The following is a 24,577-nucleotide window of genomic DNA, read 5'->3' as shown; positions in this document are numbered from 1 at the left end:
CGGCTTTGCAAGCAGATAGGTCGACACCACTGCGGTTGCGGCAACGCGGCACTTTGCCTGTGCGAGGCCGAACCGCTAAGACTGTCGCACAGGCGCGGCATTGAGCCGGCGCGGCGATTTCTGCAGACGGACTTTTCTGATGATGCGTTCTATCCTGGTCGGCATTCTCGTCCTGATGGCCGCCGGTATCGGCTGGCTGACTTTCGACTGGTATCGCGGCCATTATGGCGGCGAGCCCTTCGGCGCTGCCTTCACCCTGGTCGACCAGAAAGGCGCGCCGATCACCGAGGCTGCCTTCAGGGGTCAGCCCAGCGTCGTCTTCTTCGGCTTCACCCATTGCCCCGAGGTCTGCCCGACCACGCTGTTCGAACTGGCCGGCTGGCTAAAGACGCTCGGCGACGACGGCAAGAACCTGCACGCCTATTTCGTCTCGGTCGACCCCGAGCGCGACACGCCGGAAGTGATGAACGCCTATGTCAGCAATTTCTCCGACCGCATCGTCGGCATCACGGGCGCTCCCGACAAGGTCCATGCCATGGCCAAGTCGTTCGGCATCTACTGGAAGAAGGTCGACACCGGCGACGGCGACTACACGATGGACCACACCGCCTCGGTGCTGCTGCTCAACGCCAATGGCGACTTTGCCGGCACCATCGCCTACGGCGAAAGCGCCGATACGGCCATCGCCAAGCTGAAGCGGCTGGCGGCGAAAGGCTGATTACCATTTCATGACCCAGACGCGCCTTTACTTCACCACCGGAAAGATCGAGTCCGTCAGCATTTTCGCGGCGCTTGAGGCAGCCTTCGAGGAAGAAGGGCTGCCGATCGCCGTCCTGGAGGTCGACGAGGACAAGGACATCCACGAAGTGTCGCTCTATGCCGATGGCGACGTCGATGCGGTCGAGAACCGCTTGAACGACATCCTTGCCGGCCTTTCCCTGTCGAAGCCGATCGAGCGCGAGGCCCTGCCCGACATCGACTGGGTGGCGCATTCACTGGAAGAGCTGAAGCCGGTGCGTGCCGGACGTTTCTTCGTCCACGGCGCGCATGACCGCCGCAAGCGCCACAGCGGCGAGATCGCCATCGAGATCGAGGCCGGCCTCGCCTTCGGCACCGGCCACCACGGCACGACCGCCGGCTGCCTGGAAATGCTTGAAAGAGTGGTCCGGCGCGAGCATCCGCGCAATGCGCTCGACCTCGGCACCGGCAGCGCGGTGCTGGCGATCGCCGTCGCCAAGCTGGCGCATATTCCTGTGCTGGCCACCGACATCGATCCGGTGGCGGTGCGGGTGGCTGCCGCCAATGCGCGGCTCAACCACGTCAAGGCACTGGTGGAAACGGTGACCGCGCCGGGCTTTCACCACCCGGTCTTCGGCAAGCGCGCGCCCTTCGATCTCATCGTCGCCAACATATTGGCACGGCCGCTGATGCGGCTGGCGCCGCAAATGGCTGGCCACATCGCGCTCGGCGGCTCGATCGTGCTGTCAGGCATCCTCGACCGCCAGCGCGACGCGGTCATCTCGGCCTATGTCGGCCAGAATTTTCGCCACGTCAGAACCTTGCACCGCGAGGGCTGGGTGACGATCCACCTCAAGCATTGAGCCCGGGACCGACCGAGCTTGGACCAAGTTCCCCCGGTTGTCAGTCCAGCGATGCTGTAGCAGGTTGCGCGCAGCCGGAAATCGATTCCGATTTCCCAGTCCATAGGCTACGGTCCCGCCGATATCAGGAGGCCCACAATGTTCCAGACCTTCGATTCCGCCGGCGACCCGGCCGTCGGCAAACCGCGCGTGGCGCTCCTGCGCCAATGGCTTGAAGCCAACGGGCTGGACGGCTTCATCGTGCCGCGTGCCGACGAGCATCAGGGCGAGTATGTCGCCGACCGCTCGGCGCGGCTGAAATGGCTGACCGGCTTCAGCGGCTCGGCCGGCGCCGCCATCGTCCTGCGCGACCGCGCCTTCGTCTTTGTCGACGGGCGCTACACGCTGCAGGTGCGCAGCGAGGTCGACCTGGACGTCTTTTCGATCGAAAGCCTGGTCGACAATCCGCCGGCTGTCTGGCTGAAAGACAATCTTGGCAAGGGCGCACGGCTCGGCTTCGATCCATGGCTGCACACGATCAGCGAGGTCAAGGCGCTGCAGGCCTCGGCCGACAAATCAGGCGCCGTGCTGGTGCCGCTCGACAAGAACCCGATTGACATCATCTGGAAGGATCAGCCCGACGCGCCGGTGGCCCCGGTCGAACTTCACCCGATCGGCTTTGCCGGCGAGCTCGCCAAGGACAAGCTCGCGCGGTTGGCGGCGGCGATCGCAAGGGACGGCGCCACCCATGCGGTGCTGACCGACCCCTCCTCCATCGCCTGGGCCTTCAACATCCGCGGCGGCGACGTGCCGCACACGCCGCTGGCGCTCGGCTTCGCCATTCTTGCCGCCGATGGGTCGCACCAGCTTTTCATGGATAAGCGCAAATTCTCGCGCCAGGTCGCGGCCTATCTCACCCAGCTCGCCGAGCCGCATGGGCCCGGCGAATTCCAAGCCGCGATCGTCGCCCTTGCCAAGAGTGGCGCGAAAATCGCGCTCGACCCGGTGCTGGCGGCCGACCGGCTGCGCATGCTGGTCGAGGCCAATGGCGGCACGGTGATTGCGGCAGCCGACCCCGCCCGCATCCCGCGCGCCACCAAGAACCAGGCCGAGATCAACGGCTCGCGCGCCGCGCATCGGCGTGACGGTGCGGCCGTGGCGAAGCTTCTGTGCTGGCTGGAGCGGCAAAAACCCGGATCGCTCGATGAAATATCGGTGGTCACCCGGCTGGAGGAGACGCGGCGGCAGACCGGCGAGGAAACGCAGATGCCGCTGCGCGATGTCTCCTTCGACACCATTTCGGGCGCCGGTCCGAACGGTGCCATCATGCATTACCGCGTGTCGCGCGCCACCAGCCGCAAGCTGCAGGCCGGCGAGCTTTTCCTGCTCGACTCCGGTGCGCAGTATCAGGACGGCACCACCGACATCACGCGCACCGTGCCGATCGGCCAGCCGACGCAGGAGATGCGCGAACGCTTCACCCTGGTGCTGAAAGGCATGATCGGCATTTCCACCTTGCGCTTTCCCGCCGGCACGCGCGGCTCCGAGATCGATGCCGTCGCGCGCATGGCGCTGTGGAAGCACGGTTGCGACTTCGCCCACGGCACCGGCCATGGCGTCGGCTCGTATCTGGCCGTGCATGAAGGGCCGCAGCGCATCGCCCGCACCGGCACCGAAAAGCTGCTCGAAGGCATGATGCTGTCCAACGAGCCGGGCTACTACAAGGAAGGCGCCTACGGCATCCGCATCGAGAACCTGATCCTGGTGACGCCGGCGCAAGAGATCGAGGGCGGAGACATCGCCATGCACGGCTTCGAGACGCTGACGCTGGCGCCGATCGATACCAGGCTGGTGCAGTCGGACCTCCTGACGCGCGACGAGTTGCACTGGCTGGACTCGTACCATGCGCGCGTGCTGGCCGAGATCGGCCCGATGCTCGACGGCGAAACGCTGGCCTGGCTGGAAAAGGCCACGGCGCCATTGCCGCACGACGCGAAGATTTGAGGTGAGCTTTCTTTCTCCCCGTTCACGGGGAGAAATGCCCGGCAGGGCAATGAGGGGCAGCGCCTCCGTTCGAGGTAATTGCTGCGGCAGAGCCTTATCCGACGAACTGCCGCGCCAAAATCAGAACGGCCGCGCCCGCCAGAAACATCGCCATCAACCCACCGCGCAACGAAACCACAGCCGTAACCACCAGAGCCGCCCACTCCGCCGGTCCGGCATTCAACAGTTCCGGCGCCACCAGCGTCGTCAGCACCGCCGCCGGCACGGCGTTGAGACCGGCCTCGACGCGCGGATGGATTGTTTCGAAGCGGGAGATGACCAGATGGCCGCCGATGCGCGTCAGATAGGTCGCGATCGCACCGGCGATGATGATCCAGAAGGTCGTGCTCATGGCTGTGCCTTTACGCCGCTGTGATGGGGAGGCAGAATGACCGCCAGCAGCACACCGGCAACAGCGCCGATCGAGACATGCCAGGGCGAGCCGACCGTCTTGTAGGCGATGATCGAGGCGGCGGCGCTGGCGATGACCACCGGCAGCCACAGCGGCCGCTTGCGGAAGCCCAGCACGAGACCGAGGAAATAGATCGGCAGCAGGAAATCGATGCCGAGCGCATGCGTGTCGGGGATCAGCTTGCCGAACAGTGCGCCCAGCGCGCTTTCGACGATCCAGAACAGATAGACCGGCAAGCCAAGCCCCAGATACCAGGCAAAGCCGACCGTCTGGCCTGATTGCGCCCGCGCTTCAGCTACCGCGAATTGCGGATCGGTGAGGATGAAATAACCAAGTGCCTGCTGGATGACAGGCCAGTGCGCGATGCGCCGGCCGATGCCGGCGGAATAGAGCACGTGGCGGAAATTGACGGCGAAGATCGACAGCACGATCAGCCACGGCGCCACATGCTGGCCGAACAGCTGGATGCCGACCATCTGGCTGGCGCCGCCATAGACCAGCGCGCTCATCAGGAAGGCTTCCAGGACCGAGAAACCATTGTCGACGGCGAGCGCACCGAACAGCACCGCAAACGGCGCCGACGCCACCACGACAGGCATCGACAGCCGCACGCCCTGCCAGAAATCGCTTTTATCGCCGCTCTCGGAAATTGCTTGCGCCGACATGGCCTCTCCTTGATCAGGGCCTGATGTAGGAAGCGCTGCCTGCCTTGTCACACGAATTCGCTTGAGCCAAACGATCAGCGGAAATGATCGTCGGGTTACCGGAGCCGGAGACTAGTCAAGCGAAACCCTTGCCCTCGATCGCCCTGCCCCAGTCGAGCAGCGGCTTGGCGCGCAAGGTGAAATCGACGAGTTCGTCGACCAGATCAGCCGTATGGATTCCGGCCGGATCGATGACATGCTGGACATAGAAATGCCGGTGGCCGATGGCGGCGACCAGATCGGGATCGCTGATTTCCTCGAAGCCGCGTGGCGTACGCTTCATACGGCCTTCGGTCTCGAGTTCAAGCCGGTTCTTCTTCAACGCCGCCACCAGGCCACGAAAATTGTCCGGCTTGGTCGCGATGGCTTTGCGCATCGCCAGCAGCAGCGCCGGTTCCGGCTGCCACCAGGCAATGTCGGCAAAACAGCGCTCAAGCCCGATATGCACGTAGAACACACCCTGCTCCATCTTGGTGCCGTCGGGCGACAGGATGGCCGACAAATGCCTGTTGTAGGGCCGCTTGTCTTTGGCGAAGCGCACGTCGCGATTGATGCGGAACAGCGACTTCTTGCGATCACCGCGCAGGCCGAGCCCGGCCTCTTGGAAGCGTTCGGTCAGCGTGTCGACCAGATCACTGAGCGGATCACGCAGCTCCTTTTCGAACAGGTCACGGTTCTCCAAAAACCACTCTCGGCTCTGGTGGAAATCCAGCGCCTTCAGGAACGGAATGGCTTTCGGGCCGAAACCCTTGAATGCGCCTTCCATCACGCCTTGCCGATCCGTACCAGCCAGGCATCCTCGTCGATCACCTCGATGCCGAGTTCGCTGGCGAGCTTGAGCTTGGAGCCGGCACCCGGCCCGGCGACCACCAGATCCGTCTTTGCCGAAACCGAGCCCGCGACCTTGGCGCCGAGGCGCTCCGCCATCGCCTTGGCTTCGGAGCGTGTCATCTTCTCCAGCGAGCCCGTGAACACGACCGTCTTGCCGGCAACCTCGCTGTCGGCCGACACGTTGACGATATAGGGCTTCGGCTTGACTTGGCGGAGCAACGCGTCAAGCACGTCGTCATTGCGCTCATTGCCGAAGAAGTCGCGCAAAGCGTCGATCACGGTATCGCCGATGCCGTTGACCGAGGGGAAAACCGTGTGTGGATCCTCCGCTGCCGCTGTCTCCTTGCCGACGCGGATCAGCTCCTCGATTGTCGAGAAGGTGCGGGCAAGCACGGCGGCCGTCGTTTCGCCGATATGGCGGATGCCGAGCGCGAAGATGAAACGGTCGAGCTCCGGCTCGCGGCGCGAGTCGATGGCGGCGAACAGCTTGTCGAGGCCCTCATAGTTGCGATCCTCGACGCTGCGCACATTCTTGCGCGTCTTGCCCGATGCGGCCTCGCGCTGCCTTGCCTGCTCCTCACGGCGCTCGGCCAGCGCCCTGGTGACGGCCGGACGGCGATCCCTGAGCGTGAAGATATCGGCGGCGGTCTTGATCAATCCCGCATTGAAGAAGGTGTCTATGTTCTCCGCGCCGAGGCCTTCGATGTCCAGGGCGCCGCGTGACACGAAGTGGCGCAATCCCTCCACCGCCTGCGCCGGGCAGATCAGTTCGCCGGTGCAGCGCCGGCGGGAATCTTCCTTGCCGGTCTTTTCGTTGATCTCGCGCGTCGCCGGCGAGCCGCAGATCGGACAAGTGTGAGGGAACTCGTAAGGCACCGCATCGCCAGGCCGCTTGTCGATGACGACGCTGACGATCTGCGGAATGACATCGCCTGCCCGCTGGATCACGACCGTATCGCCGATGCGCACGTCGATGCCATCTCGGATCGGCTCGCCGGTCGAGTCCAGGCCCTTGATGTAGTCCTCATTGTGCAGCGTGACGTTCTCGACCACGACGCCGCCGACAGTGACCGGCGCCAGCCGCGCAACCGGCGCCAGCGTACCGGTACGGCCGACCTGGATGTCGATCTTCTGCACGGTCGTCATCGCCTGTTCGGCCGGAAATTTATGCGCGACCGCCCAGCGCGGTTCGCCGGTGACGAAACCCCAGCGGCGCTGCAACTCCAGCTGGTCGACCTTGTAGACGACGCCGTCGATATCGTAGCCGAGCGCCGAGCGCTGCTCCTCGATCCGATGATAATGCGCGATCAGCTCCTCGGCCGATTTCGCCCGCACCATCAGCGGACTGATCTTGAACCCCCACTCGGCGAATTTCTGCACCGAATCATATTGGGTCGGAGCGGGATCAGCCGTCGTGTAACCCCAGGCATAGGCGAAGAATTTGAGGTTGCGGCTGGCGGTGACGGACGGATCCTTCTGGCGCAGCGATCCGGCCGCCGTATTGCGCGGATTGACGTAGTCCTGGCCGCCGGCCGCAGCCGATCGCTGCTTCAGCGCCTCGAATTCCGCATAGGTCATGTAGACCTCGCCGCGGATCTCGATGGTTTCGGGCCAGCCCGAGCCTTTCAGCTTCGCAGGGATGTCGGCGATGGTCTTCAAATTGGCGGTGATGTCTTCGCCAACGGCGCCGTTGCCACGCGTCGCGCCCTGCACGAACACACCGTTTTCGTAACGCAGCGAAGCCGACAGCCCGTCGATCTTCGGTTCGGCTGTGAAGGCGATGTCGAGCTCCTTGTCGCGATCGAAGAACCGCCGCCCGCGTTCGATGAAATCCGTGACGTCATCGTCGGTATAGGCCTTGGCAAGGCTGAGCATCGGCACGGCATGGCGCACCTTGGTAAAGCCTTCCGCCGGAGCGGCTCCGACCCTGAGCGATGGCGAATCCTCGCGCACCAGCGCCGGAAAGCGCTCCTCGATGGCAAGGTTGCGCCGTGCCAGCGCATCATACTCCGCATCGGTGATAACAGGCGCATCTTCGGTATGGTAGCGCCGGTCGTGCTCGGCGATCTCTTCCGCCAGCCGCTTCAGCTCGGCTTCGGCCTCGCTTTCGGTCAGGGCATCAACGGGTTTTTCGGACATGCTTTCTTCCCCGAACGGTGGCGCTACACAATAGATCAGGATTTTAGGAAAATCATTCCTGAACAGCAGGATGGAGCCATATCCTGACTCGATCCCTGACATCAGCCGTTCTTATGCAGCTGTGGTGTTCTCGCGCAGCAACCGTTCGGCGGCCGCGCGCGCTTCATCGGTGATGGTGGCGCCGGCCAGCATGCGAGCGATCTCTTCCTGCCGCGCCGGCCGGTCCATCTCGGCGATGCCAGTGGCGACACGGTCGGTGGTGCCGGATTTGGAGATCAGGAAATGCGTCGCCGCGCGTGCCGCCACCTGCGGTGCGTGCGTCACCGACAGCACCTGGACGCGCTTCGACAGTCGCGCCAGCCGCTGGCCGATGGCGTCGGCGACAGCGCCGCCCACACCGGTGTCGATTTCATCGAACACCAGCGTCGGCGCCGAACCGCGGTCGGCCAGCGCCACCTTCAGCGCCAGAAGGAAGCGCGAAAGCTCGCCGCCGGAGGCCACTTTCATCATCGGCCCGGGCCGCGTGCCTGGATTGGTGCGCACCCAGAATTCGATCTGGTCGATCCCCTCTTCCATACGGCTCTCGGCCTCGCTCTTCATTTCCACGATAAAGGCGGCGCGTTCGAGCTTCAGGGCCGGCAGTTCGGCCATCACGGCCTTGGTCAGGCCTACCGCCGCCGCATGACGCAGCGAGGACAGCTGCGCGGCGGCAATGTCGTAGGTCTCGCGCGCAGCGGTGGCCTGCTTTTCCAGCCCATGCAGGCGCTCCTCGCCGGCATCGAGATCGGCGAGATCGGCCGACATCGTGTCGCGCAGCTGCGCCAGATCGTCGACGGCGACGCTGTGCTTGCGCGAGGCGGCGCGCAGCGAAAACAGCCGCTCCTCCGCTTTCTCCAGCCGCTGCGGATCATATTCGGTGGCGCGCAATGCTGCCTCGACGCCCGATTGCGCCGCGTCGAGCGACAGCATCGCCTCGTCGAGCGATTTGACGACATCGTCGAGCAGGCCGGGCGCCTCCGTCACCTTGCGCTGCAGCCGCCGCAACAGGCTGGCCAGTTGCGGCAGGGGCGAAGATGGGCCCGACAGCACATCCTGCGCGTCATGGATTTCGGAAGCGATCTTTTCGGCCCGCATCATAGACGCGCGCAATTCGGCAAGGTCGGTCTCCTCGCCCGGCTGCGGATCGAGCTTGGTCAATTCCGCCACCGCCGCGCGCAGATAGTCGGCCTCGCGCGCGGCCGCCGCCACCTTGGCGCGGTGGCGCGACAGCTCCTGCTCGCAGGCGCGCCAGTGCCGCCATGCCTCGCCGGTCGAGCGGACGGCGCCGAGATGGCCCCCGAAAGCGTCGAGCACCTCGCGGTGTGCTCCGGGATCGACCAGCGCGCGCTCGTCATGCTGGCCGTGGATCTCGACCAGCGCGCGCCCGACATCGCGCATCAGGGTGACGCTTGAAGGTTGATCGTTGACGAAAACACGGGTGCGGCCGTCCGCCGTCTGCAGGCGGCGCAGGATGATGTCGCCATCATCCTCGATCGCATTGTCGGCAAGCAGCGTACGGGCCGGATGATTGCGCGGCACGTCGAAGACGGCGATGACCTGGCCCTGTGCCGCGCCATGGCGCACCAGCGACGCGTCGCCGCGCGCTCCGAGCGCCAGCGACAGGGCATCGAGCAGGATGGATTTGCCGGCACCGGTTTCGCCGGTCAGCACCGAAAGGCCCGGCTGGAAGTCGATATCCAGCTTCTCGATCAGGACGATATCGCGGATCGACAGTCTGGAAAGCATCAGAACCCGAATCTAGAACGGCACGCGACCATTTGCAGTCGCAGCGCCGCACTATCTTTTTGTTTGAGCACCGGATCAATCCGAAAAGCGCTGTGGCGCTTCAGTCGATGCTCATACGTCAGGCGCCGGTGATCATCTTCCCGGCTTTGGATATCCACGACCCGGCATTCTCGCGCGGTGCAAGCCCATTGCTCTGCAAGAGCTTGTAGGAATCCTTGTACCATGGGCTGTCGGGGTAGTTGGTGCCGAGCACGGCGGCGGCGGTTTGTGCCTCCGAGGTCAGACCCATCGCGTAATAGCTTTCGGTCAAGCGGGCGAGCGCCTCCTCGACATGGCGGGTGTTGGAATAGTTCTCGACCACGGTGCGGAAGCGCTTCACGGCAGCGATGTATTCACGCCGCTCAAGATAGTAGCGGCCGATCTGCATTTCCTTGCCGGCCAACTGGTCGTTGGCGAAGCGGATCTTTTCCTTGGCGTCGTCGACATATTCCGATGTTGGCCAGCGCGTGACCAGATCCTGCATCGTCTGGACGGTCTGACGCGCTTCCTTCTGGTCCTGCGTCACGTCCTTGATCTGACGGTAGTAGCTCAAGCCGATGATGTACTGCGCATAGGCGGCGTCATCGGTCGACGGGTAAAGCGTGAGATAGCGCTTGGCCGAGCCGATCGCCTCATCGTAATTGCCCTGGCGATAGTCGGCGAAAGCGCCCATCACCATCGATTTGCGGGCCCATTCCGAATAGGGATGCTGACGGTCGACGGCGTCGAACTTCCGGCTCGCCTCCTGCAGGCGCCCGGCATTGAGATTGGCAAGGCCCTGATTGTAGAGAACATCGGCCGGCTCGGTCTGCTCGACATAGGTCGACAGGTCGATATCTTTCTCCGACGACATGCAGGCCGACAGAAAGAGCGATGGAACAACTACTGAAAGCGCCAGGAAAACAGCCCTCTGCGGTGCTTTCAATTGACCAACTCGCTTGAAGAACATGATTGGATCTCGCCCTTTCGGCGCTATTTCAATGCCAGTTGCACGCCATTGTTTCAAAACTGGTCCCCACTTTTGAATGACATGCATTAATCGACGGCAGCAGCCATAAACCATAACCGCCTTGCCCGGCAACGCTATCTCCGGCCAATCGCGCATTTTTGTGGCGGCCGGACGCCACTTGGACATCAATGCAATTTCACTGGCGGGTGGTGCATTCCTGCAACATTCGCTATCACCATGGAACCCGAAAAAACCCTGGGAAATCAGATCATCCAGGGTGCGTAGAGTGGCGCATTGACGGCGTTCATCTCGGCGCTGCGGCCACGCTCACGGCGCGTCGTCTCGACTATCTCGAACGCCGTGCGGTCCGAGAGCAGACGGCGCAGGGCCGCGGCATTCATCCTGTGGCCGCCGCGATAGGAGCGGAAGCAGCCGATAAAGCGGGCGCCGGCCAGCGCCAGGTCGCCCATGGCGTCCAGCGTCTTATGTCGCACGAATTCGTTGGGGTAGCGCAGGCCGCCCATATTGATGACCCGGTTGTCGTCGCCGATGACCAGCGAGTTCTCCAGCGAGGAGCCGAGCGCGTAGCCTGCGGCCCACAGCCGCTCGACATCCTTCATGAAGCCGAAGGTGCGGGCGCGCGCGATGTCACGACGGAAAATATCGGCATTGAGGTCGGAGGCAAACAGCTGACGACCGATCGCCGGGCTTTCGAAGTCGATCTCGATCTCGAAACGGGTCCCGTCATAGGGCCGAAACTCCGCCCACGAGGCGCCGTTCTCGATGCGGACCGGCTTGATGACCCTGATATAGCGCCGCTTGACCGAGAGCGTCTCGATACCCGCCTGATCGATGGCTTCGACGAACGCCATGGCGCTGCCATCGAAGATAGGAACCTCGGAACCATCGATCTCGACAGCGACATTATCGATGCCGAGCCCAAACAGCGCCGCCATGATGTGCTCGACCGTGGCGATATGCTCGCCGGCGGGATCACCAAGCATGGTGCACAGGTCGGTAGCGCCGACTTCCGAAACCAGGGCACGAAACTCGCGGCCCTGCTCCGCACCGTTGAAAAGCTGGAAAACGATGCCGGTGTCGGCATCCGCGGGCACGAAGCTGATGGACACTTCCTTGCCGCTGTGGACGCCGGTGCCGGTAAGCGACGCGCGCGTCTTCAATGTCGTCTGATAGTCGTGCAAGACAATCCCCATAAGCCCGTAATGCCTAGGTCCGCTTCTCCAGCCCGAGGGCGCGGCTCTTGTGTGAATCGGCTGGCAGGGTGACTTCCCCCGAAATCCCGGCAAACCGATGATGGTAGGCAGCGAAGATAATGTCCCGTCAGGGAGACTCCAAATCACGGTTTCTTACTCTGTGTAACCGCAAAATGGAACGAGTGCGACTTGGTAAGTCATTGAAATCACATCATTTAAAACATTAACAGGCAAGCGATTCCTCGCTTGCCTGTTAACAAATGTTACAGTCCGTTTACCAATCAGTTGGCCTGGCGGCGCAGGAACGCCGGAATCTCCAGCTGATCGTCTTCCTGAGTCGTCCTCACCTGCGGCGTCAGGCGGCCCTGATCGTCGAGCTGACCGCGGCGCGGCGCATAGAGCTGCGCATCCTGGCTGGCGAGACGGCGCACTTCGGGCGCGGCCTGGCGCAGCTTGGGCTCGCGCGGCTGCGCCGGCTGCAGCCGTGCGGGTTCTTCCTCGCGGCGGGTCAGGCCATTGGTCAGGCGCTTCAGCAGGCCCATCGGTCCGCTGTTGTTCTCGTGGTCGACCGGGCGACTCTTGGCATCCACCTCGGCCTTGACGACCGGCGGAAAGTCCTCGACGCGCGGCATACGCTGCGGCGCCATGGCAACCGGCTGTGGCGCCTCGCGCTGCAGCATCTCGCGCGGCTGCGGGGCCGGCTGCATCTGCTGGACCACGGGCTGCGGCATCGGCTGGGCGGGCGGTGCCTGGAAGATCTTGCTCTGCGGGCGGAAATCTTCAGCGTGGGCGACCGGGGCCGGGCGCGCCTGCGCCATGGCTGCGGCATTGGCTTCGGCCAGATGGATGGCTTCCGCGACCGGGTCAAGGGCACGTGGCTCGTATGCCGCCTGCTGGACAGGCGCCGGACGAACCTCCGCGATCTGAGCCACCGGGCGGCTGGCCGGCTTCGGAGGCGCCGTGCGGATCGAGATCGGTGCGGCGGCGATTTCAGCCGCCGACTTGTCGATGCCGGTGGCAACCACCGAACCGAGACGCGGATGACGCCTTCGAGTTCCTCGTCGAAAGTGGCGCCCAGGATGATGTTGGCGTCCTGGTCGACTTCCTCGCGGATACGGGTCGCGGCTTCGTCGACTTCGAACAGCGTCAGGTCGCGGCCGCCGGTGATCGAGATCAGCAGGCCCTTGGCGCCCTTCATCGAGGTCTCGTCGAGCAGCGGGTTGGCGATCGCCGCTTCGGCGGCGGCCATCGCGCGGCCCTCGCCGGAAGCCTCGCCGGTGCCCATCATCGCCTTGCCCATCTCGCGCATGACGGAACGGACGTCGGCGAAGTCGAGATTGATCAGGCCTTCCTTGACCATCAGGTCGGTGATGCAGGCGACACCGGAATAGAGCACCTGGTCGGCCATGGCGAAGGCATCGGCGAAGGTGGTCTTGTCATTGGCCAGCCGGAACAGGTTCTGGTTGGGGATGACGATCAGCGTATCGACGCATTTCTGCAATTCCTCGATGCCGAAATCGGCCGTCTTCATGCGGCGCTGGCCTTCGAAGTGGAACGGCTTGGTCACGACGCCGACGGTGAGGATGCCCTTTTCGCGCGCTGCGCGGGCAACGACCGGAGCAGCACCCGTACCGGTGCCGCCGCCCATGCCGGCGGTGACGAAGCACATATGGGTGTTGGTCAGGTGATCGAGGATTTCATCGATGCACTCTTCCGCCGCCGCACGGCCGACCTCCGGCTGCGAGCCTGCGCCAAGGCCTTCGGTGACGTGCGCGCCGAGCTGGATCAGGCGGCCGGCCTTCGACATGGTCAGCGCCTGCGCGTCGGTGTTGGCCACCACGAACTCGACACCGCGCAAACCGGCGGTGATCATGTTGTTGACGGCATTGCCGCCGCCGCCGCCGACACCGAACACGGTGATGCGCGGCTTAAGCTCGGTGATGTCCGGCTTCTGCAGATTGATGGTCATTGTCTCCGTCCTTTGCCTTTCACGCCGCTTCGCCGCCGCGGCCGCCTATGGGGCTGTCCCCGTCAATTTAGAAACTGTCTCTCAACCACTGACTCATGCGATGCAGTTTTCCGCCCGTTCCGGTCATTTTGAGACCGGAAATTCCTTTCGCCGGATGGCTCTCGAAGCTCGCCATCTGCGGATAGATCAGAAGCCCCACCGCAGCCGAGAAGGCCGGCCCCTTCGCCGCTTCCGGCAGGCCGGCCACGCCGAGCGGACGGCCGATGCGCACATTGCGTCCCAGGATGCGGCGCGCCGCCTCCGGCAGGCCGGCAAGCTGGCTGGCGCCGCCGGTAAGAACCACACGCTTGCCCACTGCATTGCCATAGCCGGACTTGTTCAGCCGGTCGCGCAGCAGTTCGAGCGTCTCGTCGATGCGGGCACGCACGATGCGCGTCATCACCGAGCGCGGGATCTGCAAGGGCACGTCGCCATCGTCGCCGATCGGCTGGATCGAGACCAGGTCGCGGTCGTCCGCGCTGCCCGGCAGCGCCGAACCATGCATCACCTTCAGCCGTTCGGCGGCATCGAGCGAGGTCGACAGCCCCTTGGCCATGTCCAGCGTGACATGGTTGCCGCCAATGGCGATGGCGTCGCCATGGACGAACCTGCCTTCCGAAAACACCGAGATCGTCGTCGTGCCGCCGCCCATGTCGATGCAGGCCGCGCCCATTTCCAGTTCGTCGTCGACCAGGGCCGCCAGACCGCTGGCATAGGGAGTGGCCACCATGCGCTCGACCGACAGATGCGAACGGTTGATGGAAAGCTCCAGATTGCGCATCGGCGCGGCGTCGCCGGTCAGCACATGCATGTCGACGCCGAGGGCGTCGCCGACCATGCCGCGCGGATCGCGCACGCCGCGTTCGGCATCCAGCGAGAAACCGACGGGAAGCGAATGGATCACCTCGCGCTCGGCCTTCAGCGCCTGCTTGGCGCCGGCGCCGAGAACGCGCTTGATGTCGGCCTCGTCGGCCTCGTGGCCGCCTAGATTGATGGTGGCGGAGAAGGCTTCGCTCTTCAGCCGGCCGGCCGTCATGTTGACGATCAGCGAATCGACCGTCAGCCCGGCCATGCGCTCGGCCGCGTCGACGGAAAGGCGGATGGCATGTTCCGCCCTATCGAGGTCAACCACGACACCCGACTTCACGCCTTGCGACTTCTGATGGCCGATGCCGATCACCTGGATCCGGTGCGAGCGGCCGCGCAGCAGCTTGCCGTCATCGCATGGCTTCAGCTTGGCCACCATGCAGCAGACCTTGCTCGAACCGACATCCAGCACCGTCAGGGTGCCGGACCGGCGCGACGCGGCATCGCCAGGACCGCCAAGCCAGCTCATATCTTCGTCTCCGGCTTGCGCTTCAGGCTCTTGGGTTTCTCGTTGAGGGCGGCTTCGCGCTGCGTCGCCGCTTCGGCCGTCAACTGCACAACCAGCCGGTCCGTCAGGCGCATGTCGACGGCGGCGATGTCGCGCGACAGCAAGCCATTGTCACGATCCATCTTGACGAGCTCGGCGAGCGCCAGTTCCTCGTCATCCTCGGGAAGCTTGATGGTGATGCCATTGTCTAGCTTCAGATCCCAGCGCCGTTCGCCAACACGGATATAACCCTTGATCCGGCTCGCGAGCTCGGGATATTTCTCGACCTTGGCCAGGAAATCGGGCGCGCTCGCCGGCGCGCCGGTGCCGATCAGCAGCGGCAGGAGCGCCTGCTTGCCGCCCGAGAACGGCGCGATCATGTCGCCATTCCTCTCGATGACCGAAAGCGCGTCACCCTGCTGCCAGAGCGCGAAAGCCTCACGCTCCTCGACGCGCACTTCCAGAGTATGCGGGTAGACCTTGCGGACGGCCGCAACCTCGATCCACGGCAATGTCGCAATTCGTTCCCGCGCGGCCTCGGCATTAAAGCCGATCAGCGACGTCCAACCGTCGAGCTCAAGCCTGTCGAGTATGTCGATTTCCGAGGTCTGCCGATTGCCGACCACCTTAACCTGATCGACGGCAAATCCGGTACGGGCGGTGATGCTCTGCACGATACCCTCGACATGACCGCCGAGATAGGCGCCATAGGCGCTGCTCGATAAAATCAGCACGGCCGACATCATGGCCGCGGAAAAGCGCGGCGCCTGGAATTCCCCGACGCCCAGGCGCGCCAGAATGCGCACCGGGCGGCGCAGCATGCGCGGCAGCACGAAATGGCCCGACGACAATGGCAGGCCGAACAGCGCCGGCCCCGCCGCGCCCCTCTCCCAACCTTGTCTCCATTTCAACGCAGGCACGAAGCGTCCTCCACCATCCAACTCAACAAATCGCCAAACGAGTGCCCGGCCTGGGCGGCGATTTCAGGCACCAAGGACGTCGGCGTCATACCCGGCTGGGTGTTGACCTCGAGCCAGACAATCTCGCCGTTTTCGGAATGACGATCATCGTAACGGAAGTCCGAACGGGAAACGCCGCGACAGCCGATCGCTTGGTGAGCCTTGAGCGCCAGTGTTTGTATTTTTTGGTAAATATTCGGTGAAACTTTTGCGGGGCATTCGTGCTTTGATCCCCCGGCGACATATTTTGAATCATAGTCATAGAAGGAATGGCCGGTCGGGATGATCTCGCAGACCCCCAGCGCCACATCGCCCATCACCGCGCAGGTCAGCTCCCTGCCGTGGATGTAGCGCTCAACCATGACGGTATCGCCATATTTCCACTCGGACGAGCCGATCACCTGCGGCGGATGCGACTGGCCTTCATGTACGATGACGACACCGAAGCTCGAACCCTCATTGACCGGCTTGACCACATAGGGCGGCTTCATCGGATGCTTGCTCTGGATGGCGAAGCGGCTGGCGACCTTCGATTCGGCGACCACGATGCCGACCGACTTGGCAACCCGCTTGGCCTGCTCCTTGTTCATGGCCAGAGCCGAGGCGAGCACGCCGGAATGGGTGTAGGGAATGCCGAGATATTCAAGGATGCCCTGAATGGTGCCGTCCTCGCCAAAAGGGCCGTGCAGCGCATTGAAGGCAACATCGGGCTTGAGCTCGGCAAGCACGGAGCCGACATCGCGCCCGACATCGACACGGGTGACCTGGTAGCCTTCCTTCTCGAGTTCATCGGCACAAGCCTTTCCCGACGATAGAGACACGGGCCGCTCGGACGAAAAACCACCCAGCAGGACGGCCACATGCTTGTTTTTCATTCCCCGGCATCCCCTCTCTCACGGCGGACCAAAATCAGATTTTCCGCAACATTGAGTCAGAGTCTCCCGGCAGGTTGCCCCCCAGACGGAAAACGCTGAAAACGCGTCGAACGACTCAAATCAGGAAACGCTTTCGAGCAGAGAATCAGAGAGTTGATTCACTGGCAAGTGCTTACGATTCCGAGAGATTCACTTTCTGAGAAAATGGATGCGAAAAGCGTGTCGTTGAGTCTTTGCGGCAACGGTCGCGGACCGTGTCGGCCGTGTTAAAGTTCATGCATCACATGAACTTCAACACGCGCCACGCTGCGCTTTAAAGAAGCTGTCCCAAAAACTCCTGAACCGCATGTCCCGGCCGGAAATTGCCGATGCGCTTGATTTCCCATTGCAGCCGGATACCGGAATTCTCCAGCACCCGCGTGCGCACCGTCTCGCCGAGATATTCAAGGTCGTAGCCGGTCGCGGTTCCGGTGTTGATCATGAAGTTGCAATGCATCGGCGACATCTGGGCGCCGCCGATCATCAGGCCGCGGCAGCCCGCTCTGTCGATCTCCTTCCAGGCCGACGTGCCTTCCGGATTCTTGAAGGTCGAGCCGCCGGTCTTCTCGCGGATCGGCTGCACGGTCTCGCGATGGTTCTGCACGGCTTCCATCGCCGCCTTGATCACCGTTTTGTCCTCGGCAAAGCCTTCGAACACGGCCGAGGTGAAAATCAGCCCGGCAGGCGCCGCTGAATGGCGATAGGCGTAGCCCATATCGGCATTGCTCAGCGTCTGCACATTGCCCTTGCGGTCGAGCGCCCGCACTTCGACGACGCGCTCGCGCGTCTCGACGCCATTGGCGCCGGCATTCATCCGCAGCGCACCGCCGATTGCACCCGGAATGCCGTGGTAGAAATGAAAGCCGCCAATGCCGGCCTCGAGCGCCACCGCTGCGACGCGCTTGTCGGGGGTCGCGGCTCCCGCCTTGATCCTGATCGGCGAAATCACCTCGGCCTCGCCGAAGCCCTTGGCCGAAAGGCGGATGACAAAGCCCTCGATGCCGCCGTCGCGGACCAGAAGGTTCGAGCCGACGCCGACGACGGTCAGTGGTATCTCTTCAGGAACGGCTTTGAGGAATGCTGCAAGATCTTCCTCGTCGGCCGGCTGGAACAGCACCTCAGCCAGCCCCCCTGCACGGAACCAGGTGATCTTGTCCATCTCGGCGTTCGGCGTCAGGCGGCCGCGCAGGCCGGCAAGCCGGTCGCCCAGTCTGTCGATCAGGGCCTGGCCGTGCATCATGAGACGGTCCCGCCAAGCTCCTTGGGCAATGCATAGGCCCATTGGGTGATGTTGCCGGCGCCCAGGAAGACGACGAAGTCACCCGGCTTTGCCAGATCACGGATGACGGGCGCGATCGCCGCCGGACCCTCGATGTAGCGTGCGTCGCGATGGCCGCCGGCGCGGATGCGCGACACCAGCGCGTCCGAGCTGACGCCGTCGATCGGCTCTTCGCCGGCCGCGTAGACCGGCGCCACCATCACTGTGTCGGCGTCGTTGAAGCAGGTGGAAAACTCGTTGAACAGATCATGCAGCCGGGTGAAGCGATGCGGCTGGGCAATGGCGATGACGCGACCTTGGGTGGCGCTGCGCGCCGCCTTCAGCACCGCCGAGATCTCGACCGGATGGTGGCCGTAATCGTCGAATATTTCGACGCCGTCCCACGAACCGGTATGGGTGAAGCGGCGCTTGACGCCGGCGAAGGACGACAGGCCCTTCTTGATCGCCTCGGCCGACAGGCCGAGCTCATGCGCGACCGCGATCGCTGCCGTCGCGTTGGAGACGTTGTGGCGGCCGGGCATCGGCAGGCGCAGGCCTGCTATGACAGTCTGGCCGCCTGTCTTGCGGTCGCGGATCACCACGTCGAATTCCGAAATGGCACCTGCCATGCGGTGATTGGTAAAGCGCACGTCGGCCTGCGCATTCTCGCCATAGGTGATGACCCGGCGGTCCTCGATGCGGCTGACCAGTGCCTGCACCTCGGGGTGATCGGTGCACATCACGCCAAAACCATAGAACGGCACGTTCTCGACGAACTGGCGGAACGCCTCGCGCACCTTGTCGAAGCTGCCATAGTGATCGAGATGCTCGGGATCGATGTTGGTGACGACCGCGATCTCGGCCGGCAGTTTCAGGAAAGTGCCGTCGCTTTCGTCGGCCTCGACCACCATCCATTCGCCGTCGCCCATGCGCGCGTTGGTACCATAGGCATTGATGATGCCGCCATTGATGACGGTCGGATCGAGCCCGCCGGCATCGAGCAAGGTCGCCACCATCGAGGTCGTCGTCGTCTTGCCATGCGTGCCGCCGATCGCCACCGCCTGGCGAAAGCGCATCAGTTCGGCCAGCATTTCGGCCCGGCGCACGATCGGCAGCAGCTTTTCGCGCGCGGCCTTGAGCTCTGGATTGGATTTCTTGATCGCCGTCGAGACGACCACCACCTCGGCATCACCGAGATTTTCGGCCCTATGGCCGACGAAGCATTCGATGCCCTTGTCGCGCAGCCGCTGCACATTGGCGCTTTCGGCCTGGTCGGACCCTTGCACCTTGTAGCCGAGATTGTGCAGCACTTCGGCAATGCCGCTCATGCCGATGCCGCCAATGCCGATGAAATGCACAAGGCCGATGGTCTGCGGCATCTTCATGCTTGCGTCCCCTTCCTGAAATCCGAAACGGTTTTTTTGGACGCAATAGCCTCTGTAAGATCAGCGAGCAACCGTGCCGCGTCCGGCCTCCCGGCCGATTTCGCACCCGCCGCCATCGCCATCAGCCGATCGGGGTCGTCCATCAGCTCGCCAATGAGCGCTGCGATGTGTTCGGGCGAGAGCGAGGATTGCGGATGCACTTCACCGCCGCCGGCAGCGGCAAGGGCCGCCGCGTTCGCCGCCTGATCGTGGTCGAGCGCATAGGGGTAAGGCACCAGCAGCGCCGGCCGGCCGATGACGGCGATCTCCGAGACGGTCGAGGCGCCGGAGCGCGAGATCACCAGGTGCGCAGCCGCCATGCGCTGCGCCATGTCGGTGAAGAAGGGCGAGACCTCGACGGCGACGCCAAGCGCGGCATAGGCTGCCTTGACCCGCGCCACGTCATCCGCGCGCGCTTGTTGGGTGATCACCAGCCGCTTGCGCTGTGCGTCGGAAAGCAGCGCGATGGCTCCCGGCACGGCATCGGAAAAGAACTGGGCGCCCTGGCTGCCGCCGAACACCAGCAGGCGGAACGGCTGTTCCCCGGTCGATGCCGCATAATTCATCCTGGCCGCTTCCAGCACGGCCGGCCTGACCGGATTGCCTGTCGTCACCGTCTTCACACCGGCAGCACTGGTGTCCTGCGGCAGGAAGCCGCCGGCGATGGCATCGACACGGCCGGCCAGCGCCCGGTTGGCGCGCCCCATCACCGCGTTCTGCTCATGGATCAGCGTCGGCACCTTGCGCCGTGTCGCCGCGTAGAGCGGCGGCAAGGTTGGATAGCCGCCGAAGCCGACGACGGCATCCGGCTTGATCCTGCCGATGACGGCGGAAGCCTGGCGCACGCCGCGCCAGATTTTCCAGAAGGCACCAAGCAGGGCAAAAGGGTTTTTCGAGCCCATCGTCGCCGACTGGATCGGGTGGACGGCGGCGGCCGGAAAATGGCCGGCGAAACGCTCCGCACGGTCGTCGGTTGCCAGATGCACCGACCAGCCGCGCTCGTTCAACTCATGCGCCAGCGCCTCGGCCGGGAAAAGATGCCCACCGGTGCCGCCTGCCGCGAGAAGGATGACGCCTCTGGCCATATCACTCCGCCGGCACGGCGCGTTGCGACAGGCCAAAGCCCACCTGCTTGCGCTTTTCCGGCCGCTTGCGTGTCAGCGCCAGCACCATGCCCATCGAGATGGCGATGGCGATCTGCGAGGAGCCGCCATAGGAGATGAACGGCAGCGTCATGCCCTTGGCCGGCACAAGCTGGAGGTTGACGCACATGTTGATGACAGCCTGCAGGCCGAACACGGTGACGAGGCCGCCGACCGCATAGCGGGTGAAATCGTCATGCTCCTTCAGCGCCGTGTTGAGGCCGCGCAGCACGATGAAGGCGAAGATCGACATGATGAAGAAGCACATGATCAGCCCGAACTCTTCGCCCGCGACCGAGAAGACGAAGTCGGCATGGCTGTCGGGGATGACGCGCTTGACGGTGCCCTCGCCCGGTCCGACTCCGAACCAGCCGCCATTGATCAGCGCTTCGCGCCCCATGTCGACCTGGAACGTGTCGCCCTCGCCGGTGAGGAACTTGTCGATGCGCAGGGCAACGTGCGGGAACACCGTATAGGCGGCAAAGACGCCGCCGACGCCGGCCGCACCCAGCGCGACGATCCACAGCCAGGGCAGCCCGGCCATAAAGAACATGATGCCCCAGGTGCCGGTCGTCAGCATGGTCTGGCCGAGGTCCGGTTGCGCCACCAGCAGCGACACGACCAGCACCAGCAGCAGCATGGCGAACAGATTGCCCGGAATATCGGGCTGGCGCTTGTGCTCGGCGAAAAGCCACGCGCACATGATGACGAAGGCCGGCTTCAGGAATTCCGACGGCTGGATCGACAGGCCGGCAAGCGACACCCAGCGGCGCGCACCCTTCACCTCGACGCCGATGTAGAGCACCGCCACCATCAGCACCAGCATCAGGCACAGGATGACCAGCGCCATGCGCCGGATCTGCCTGGAATCGAGGAAGGAAACTGCCAGCATCACACCGAGCGCGGGCACGGTGAAGATGATCTGCCTGGTGGCAAAGTGGAAACTGTCGAGGCCGATGCGTTCGGCCACCGCCGGACTGGCGGCGAAGGACAAGACGATGCCGAGCCCCATCAGCGACAGGAACGCCGCCAGGAACCAGCGATCGATCGTCCACCACCAGGTTGCCACCGGGCTTTTGTCGAGACGGCTTTGCATTATCGTGCCCCTCCGATGGGTTTCACACCCTCGATAGCATTCGCAGCTTGCCTGAAGGCTTCGCCGCGGACTTCGAAATTCTTGAACTGGTCGAAACTGGCGCAGGCCGGCGACAGCAGCACCACCGCCTCGCCGCTGTCGTCCTTAGCGGCATCATGCGCGGCGTGCTCGACCGCGGCGGCCAGCGTGCCTGAGATCTCGTAGGGAACTGCCTCGCCCAGCGTCGCCGAAAAGGCCGGCGCCGCCTCGCCAATCAGATAGGCCTTGGCGATGCGCGGAAAGAAGCCGCGCAACGGCTCGATGCCGCCTTCCTTGGGCAGGCCGCCGGCGATCCAGTAGATGCGCGTAAAGCTGGATAGCGCGGGTGCTGCCGCATCGGCATTGGTCGCCTTGGAATCGTTGATGAACAGCACATGGTCCTTGCGACCGACTTGCTCCATGCGATGCGCGAGGCCGGGAAAGCTTTCCAGCCCGGACTGGATTTCGCCAAGCTCAAGCCCGACCTTGAGGCAAGCGGCGACCGCCGCCAGAGCGTTCTGGGCATTGTGCTGGCCGCGCAGCGAGCCGATGCCTTCGAGGAAGGCGACGCGGCTGTAACGGCCGTGCACGGCTTCCATCAGATTGCCGCCATCGGCGAAATATCCATCGGTCAGCGGCAGGCGCTTGGAAATGCGGATGACAGGCCGGCCCGCCCGCTCCAGCCGCTCGGCGATCTGCGCGCACCAGGAATCGTCGATGCCGACGATCGCCGTCTCGCTGCCGGCTACCAGCCGCTCCTTGATCGCGGCGTAGTGCTGCATGGTGCCGTGGCGGTCGAGATGATCGGGCGTCAGGTTAAGCAGGATGCCCGCCGTCGGATTGATCGAAGGCGCGAGATCGATCTGGTAAGACGAGCATTCGACCACATAGTGCCGATCGGGCTCGGGCGGATCGAGCGTCATCACCGCGCGGCCGATATTGCCGCCCATCTGGGTGTCGCGTCCCGCGGCCTTGAGGATATGCGCGGTCAGCGCGGTCGTCGTCGACTTGCCGTTGGTGCCGGTGATGGCGATGAAGGGCGACGTCGGCGCGCTCAGCATCCGCTCGCGGCAGAAAAGCTCGACGTCGCCGATGATCTCGACGCCTGAACCGCGCGCCAGCTCCACCGTCCAATGCGGCTTGGGATGCGTCAGCGGGACGCCCGGCGACAGCACGAAAGCCGAGAATTTCGCCCAGTCGGCGCCGCGCAAATCAGCAGTCGCGATACCGGCACCGGCGGCCTTGGCCACGCTGTCGGGATTGTCGTCCCAGGCCAGCACGTCCGCGCCGCCCTCGATCAGCGCGCGCGCCGTCGCAATCCCCGAGCCACCGAGCCCGAAGAGGGAAACGCGCTTGCCTGAAAAGGATGCGGCGGGGATCAAAGGGCTTCCTATCTCAGCTTGAGGGTCGACAGGCCGACCAGCGCCAGGATGACGGCGATGATCCAGAAGCGGATCACCACCTGGCTTTCGGTCCAGCCGAGCTTTTCGAAATGATGGTGGATCGGCGCCATCAGGAACACCCGCTTGCCGGTCATCTTGAAGTAGCCGACCTGGATGATGACGGACAGGATTTCGACAACGAACAATCCGCCGACGATGACCAGCACGATCTCGTGCTTGGTGGCGACGGCGACGGTGCCGATCAGGCCGCCCATGGCCAGCGAGCCGGTGTCGCCCATGAAGATCGCCGCGGGCGGCGCATTAAACCAGAGGAAGCCGAGGCCGGCGCCGATGACAGCGCCGAGCACGACCGCCAGTTCACCGGTGCCGGGCACGAAATGGATCTGTAGATATTCAGCGAATACCGCATTGCCCGAGAGATAGGCGATGACGCCGAAGGAGGCCGCCGCGATCATGATCGGCACGATCGCCAGCCCGTCCAGACCGTCGGTGAGGTTCACAGCATTGCCTGCTCCGACGATGACGAAGCAGGAGAACGGAATGAAGAACCAGCCGAGATTGACGATGAATTCCTTGGCGAAGGGAAACGTCAGCGACGAAGAGAACGGCGCCTGGCCATTGTGCATGATCACCCAGGCGGCGATGCCGGCGATGACGAATTCAAGCGCCAGCCTTGCCTTGCCGGAAAAGCCGAGATGCGACTGCTTGGTCACCTTCAGATAGTCGTCGTAGAAGCCGATCGAGCCGAAGCCCAGCGTCACCAGCAGCACCACCCAGACATAGATGCTCGACAGGTTGGCCCACAAAAGCGACGAGCCGATAATGCCCGACAGGATCATCAGTCCGCCCATGGTCGGCGTGCCGGCCTTCTTGAAATGCGTCTGCGGTCCGTCGGCGCGGATCGGCTGGCCCTTGCCTTGCCGCAGCCGCAGCGAATTGATGATGGTCGGCCCGAAGATGAAGACGATCAGCGCCGACGTGATCAGCGCCCCGCCGGTGCGGAAGGTGATGTAGCGGAAGACATTGAAGACCGAGACCTTGTCCGCAAAATCGACGAGCAATGTGAACATGCGCTTTTCGTCCCCCGACCTAGGTCTGTTTTCTGGCTGTCGATTCAGCCGGGAATTTGCCCAGCAGCGCATCGACCAGTTTTGCAAAGCCGATGCCCTTCGACGATTTGATCATCACCACATCGCCCGGCCTCAGCGCGGCAAGCAGCACCGGCTTCAGCTCCTCGATACCGGCGCGGTATTCCGTCTTGATCTCAGCCGGCAGCGCTTCGGCCAGCGCCCGCATTTCCGGGCC

19 protein-coding genes and 2 pseudogenes are annotated in these 24,577 nt (G+C 63.9%); 3 read left to right on the top strand and 18 right to left on the bottom strand.

Features of this window, described 5'->3' with window-relative positions; translation table 11 throughout:
* Positions 1–139 precede the first annotated feature (139 nt).
* From EOB80_RS18285 to EOB80_RS18275, 3 genes are all read left to right on the top strand, one after another.
* The gene (locus tag EOB80_RS18285; protein ID WP_127328885.1) at positions 140–718 is read left to right on the top strand and encodes an SCO family protein; all 579 of its coding nucleotides are present in this window, start codon (positions 140–142) and stop codon (positions 716–718) included.
* 10 nt (positions 719–728) lie between these two features.
* Positions 729–1,601 carry a 50S ribosomal protein L11 methyltransferase gene (locus tag EOB80_RS18280; protein ID WP_127328884.1) on the top strand — a complete coding sequence of 291 codons (873 nt, stop codon included), beginning with the start codon at positions 729–731 and terminating at the stop codon, positions 1,599–1,601.
* Positions 1,602–1,739: 138 nt separating this feature from the next.
* Entirely contained in the window at positions 1,740–3,584 is a 1,845-nt protein-coding gene (locus EOB80_RS18275; RefSeq protein ID WP_127328883.1) for an aminopeptidase P family protein, read from the top strand.
* A gap of 94 nt (positions 3,585–3,678) precedes the next feature.
* On the opposite strand, the gene EOB80_RS18270 is transcribed toward EOB80_RS18275, so the two are convergent.
* The 18 genes and pseudogenes from EOB80_RS18270 to EOB80_RS18185 all read right to left on the bottom strand — a co-directional run.
* Positions 3,679–3,975: an AzlD family protein gene (locus EOB80_RS18270; protein WP_127296001.1), complete on the bottom strand. Its 297-nt coding sequence runs from the start codon at positions 3,973–3,975 to the stop codon at positions 3,679–3,681.
* Positions 3,972–4,700 (bottom strand): AzlC family ABC transporter permease, encoded by a 729-nt coding sequence (locus EOB80_RS18265; protein ID WP_127328882.1) that lies wholly within the window; start codon positions 4,698–4,700, stop codon positions 3,972–3,974. The genes EOB80_RS18270 and EOB80_RS18265 overlap by 4 nt, the downstream gene beginning before the upstream one ends.
* 115 nt (positions 4,701–4,815) lie before the next feature.
* Entirely contained in the window at positions 4,816–5,505 is a 690-nt protein-coding gene (locus tag EOB80_RS18260) for a TIGR02453 family protein (protein ID WP_127328964.1), read from the bottom strand.
* A complete protein-coding gene (ligA, locus tag EOB80_RS18255) occupies positions 5,505–7,709 on the bottom strand; it encodes an NAD-dependent DNA ligase LigA (protein WP_127328881.1) in 2,205 nt (734 codons plus the stop codon). The genes EOB80_RS18260 and ligA overlap by 1 nt, the downstream gene beginning before the upstream one ends.
* Positions 7,710–7,820: 111 nt before the next feature.
* A complete protein-coding gene (recN, locus tag EOB80_RS18250; protein ID WP_127328880.1) occupies positions 7,821–9,494 on the bottom strand; it encodes a DNA repair protein RecN in 1,674 nt (557 codons plus the stop codon).
* Positions 9,495–9,612: 118 nt separating this feature from the next.
* Positions 9,613–10,482, bottom strand: a complete 870-nt coding sequence (locus tag EOB80_RS18245) for an outer membrane protein assembly factor BamD (protein WP_127328879.1) — start codon at positions 10,480–10,482, stop codon at positions 9,613–9,615.
* Positions 10,483–10,745: 263 nt separating this feature from the next.
* Complete coding sequence (gene lpxC, locus EOB80_RS18240; RefSeq protein ID WP_023813134.1) at positions 10,746–11,696, bottom strand: UDP-3-O-acyl-N-acetylglucosamine deacetylase; 951 nt, start codon at positions 11,694–11,696, stop codon at positions 10,746–10,748.
* 281 nt (positions 11,697–11,977) lie between these two features.
* A pseudogene (gene ftsZ, locus EOB80_RS18235) lies at positions 11,978–13,665 on the bottom strand (cell division protein FtsZ).
* Positions 13,666–13,732: 67 nt separating this feature from the next.
* Positions 13,733–15,040, bottom strand: a complete 1,308-nt coding sequence (gene ftsA, locus EOB80_RS18230; RefSeq protein WP_127328878.1) for a cell division protein FtsA — start codon at positions 15,038–15,040, stop codon at positions 13,733–13,735.
* Positions 15,037–15,978, bottom strand: a complete 942-nt coding sequence (locus EOB80_RS18225) for a cell division protein FtsQ/DivIB (protein WP_127328877.1) — start codon at positions 15,976–15,978, stop codon at positions 15,037–15,039. Before EOB80_RS18225 ends, ftsA begins: the two co-directional genes overlap by 4 nt.
* Positions 15,966–16,892, bottom strand: coding sequence for a D-alanine--D-alanine ligase (locus EOB80_RS18220; protein WP_127328876.1), 927 nt, complete (start codon positions 16,890–16,892; stop codon positions 15,966–15,968). The genes EOB80_RS18225 and EOB80_RS18220 overlap by 13 nt, the downstream gene beginning before the upstream one ends.
* A gap of 313 nt (positions 16,893–17,205) precedes the next feature.
* Complete coding sequence (gene murB, locus EOB80_RS18215) at positions 17,206–18,171, bottom strand: UDP-N-acetylmuramate dehydrogenase (RefSeq protein ID WP_127328875.1); 966 nt, start codon at positions 18,169–18,171, stop codon at positions 17,206–17,208.
* The gene (murC, locus tag EOB80_RS18210) at positions 18,168–19,574 is read right to left on the bottom strand and encodes a UDP-N-acetylmuramate--L-alanine ligase (RefSeq protein WP_023813140.1); all 1,407 of its coding nucleotides are present in this window, start codon (positions 19,572–19,574) and stop codon (positions 18,168–18,170) included. Before murC ends, murB begins: the two co-directional genes overlap by 4 nt.
* A complete protein-coding gene (gene murG, locus EOB80_RS18205) occupies positions 19,571–20,698 on the bottom strand; it encodes an undecaprenyldiphospho-muramoylpentapeptide beta-N-acetylglucosaminyltransferase (RefSeq protein ID WP_127328874.1) in 1,128 nt (375 codons plus the stop codon). Before murG ends, murC begins: the two co-directional genes overlap by 4 nt.
* 1 nt (position 20,699) lies before the next feature.
* Positions 20,700–21,851 carry a putative lipid II flippase FtsW gene (ftsW, locus tag EOB80_RS18200; RefSeq protein ID WP_127270939.1) on the bottom strand — a complete coding sequence of 384 codons (1,152 nt, stop codon included), beginning with the start codon at positions 21,849–21,851 and terminating at the stop codon, positions 20,700–20,702.
* Positions 21,851–23,251, bottom strand: a complete 1,401-nt coding sequence (murD, locus tag EOB80_RS18195) for a UDP-N-acetylmuramoyl-L-alanine--D-glutamate ligase (RefSeq protein ID WP_127328873.1) — start codon at positions 23,249–23,251, stop codon at positions 21,851–21,853. The genes ftsW and murD overlap by 1 nt, the downstream gene beginning before the upstream one ends.
* Positions 23,252–23,259: 8 nt before the next feature.
* Positions 23,260–24,342 (bottom strand): phospho-N-acetylmuramoyl-pentapeptide-transferase, encoded by a 1,083-nt coding sequence (gene mraY, locus EOB80_RS18190; RefSeq protein WP_013530954.1) that lies wholly within the window; start codon positions 24,340–24,342, stop codon positions 23,260–23,262.
* 19 nt (positions 24,343–24,361) lie between these two features.
* Positions 24,362–24,577 (bottom strand): annotated as a pseudogene (locus tag EOB80_RS18185) (UDP-N-acetylmuramoylalanyl-D-glutamyl-2, 6-diaminopimelate--D-alanyl-D-alanine ligase); the annotation flags it as partial.

Origin of the sequence: Mesorhizobium sp. M7A.F.Ca.MR.245.00.0.0, assembly GCF_003997415.1 — a bacterium.
In the GTDB taxonomy this organism is placed as follows: domain Bacteria; phylum Pseudomonadota; class Alphaproteobacteria; order Rhizobiales; family Rhizobiaceae; genus Mesorhizobium.
Note: the sequence above shows the minus strand (reverse complement) of the source record. Positions and strands in the feature narration are given on the sequence as shown.

Bases quoted from the DNA above. Each gene is read 5' to 3' on its own strand.
- ligA (WP_127328881.1), bottom strand. From the start codon at position 7,709: ATGTCCGAAAAACCCGTTGATGCCCTGACCGAAAGCGAGGCCGAAGCC.
- lpxC (WP_023813134.1), bottom strand. From the start codon at position 11,696: ATGGGGATTGTCTTGCACGACTATCAGACGACATTGAAGACGCGCGCG.
- EOB80_RS18285 (WP_127328885.1), top strand. From the start codon at position 140: ATGATGCGTTCTATCCTGGTCGGCATTCTCGTCCTGATGGCCGCCGGT.
- EOB80_RS18245 (WP_127328879.1), bottom strand. From the start codon at position 10,482: ATGTTCTTCAAGCGAGTTGGTCAATTGAAAGCACCGCAGAGGGCTGTT.
- ftsW (WP_127270939.1), bottom strand. From the start codon at position 21,851: ATGCAAAGCCGTCTCGACAAAAGCCCGGTGGCAACCTGGTGGTGGACG.
- ftsA (WP_127328878.1), bottom strand. From the start codon at position 15,040: ATGAGCTGGCTTGGCGGTCCTGGCGATGCCGCGTCGCGCCGGTCCGGC.
- EOB80_RS18265 (WP_127328882.1), bottom strand. From the start codon at position 4,700: ATGTCGGCGCAAGCAATTTCCGAGAGCGGCGATAAAAGCGATTTCTGG.
- murB (WP_127328875.1), bottom strand. From the start codon at position 18,171: ATGATGCACGGCCAGGCCCTGATCGACAGACTGGGCGACCGGCTTGCC.
- mraY (WP_013530954.1), bottom strand. From the start codon at position 24,342: ATGTTCACATTGCTCGTCGATTTTGCGGACAAGGTCTCGGTCTTCAAT.
- recN (WP_127328880.1), bottom strand. From the start codon at position 9,494: ATGCTTTCCAGACTGTCGATCCGCGATATCGTCCTGATCGAGAAGCTG.
- EOB80_RS18270 (WP_127296001.1), bottom strand. From the start codon at position 3,975: ATGAGCACGACCTTCTGGATCATCATCGCCGGTGCGATCGCGACCTAT.
- EOB80_RS18260 (WP_127328964.1), bottom strand. From the start codon at position 5,505: ATGGAAGGCGCATTCAAGGGTTTCGGCCCGAAAGCCATTCCGTTCCTG.
- murG (WP_127328874.1), bottom strand. From the start codon at position 20,698: ATGGCCAGAGGCGTCATCCTTCTCGCGGCAGGCGGCACCGGTGGGCAT.
- EOB80_RS18275 (WP_127328883.1), top strand. From the start codon at position 1,740: ATGTTCCAGACCTTCGATTCCGCCGGCGACCCGGCCGTCGGCAAACCG.
- EOB80_RS18280 (WP_127328884.1), top strand. From the start codon at position 729: ATGACCCAGACGCGCCTTTACTTCACCACCGGAAAGATCGAGTCCGTC.
- murC (WP_023813140.1), bottom strand. From the start codon at position 19,574: ATGAAGATGCCGCAGACCATCGGCCTTGTGCATTTCATCGGCATTGGC.
- EOB80_RS18220 (WP_127328876.1), bottom strand. From the start codon at position 16,892: ATGAAAAACAAGCATGTGGCCGTCCTGCTGGGTGGTTTTTCGTCCGAG.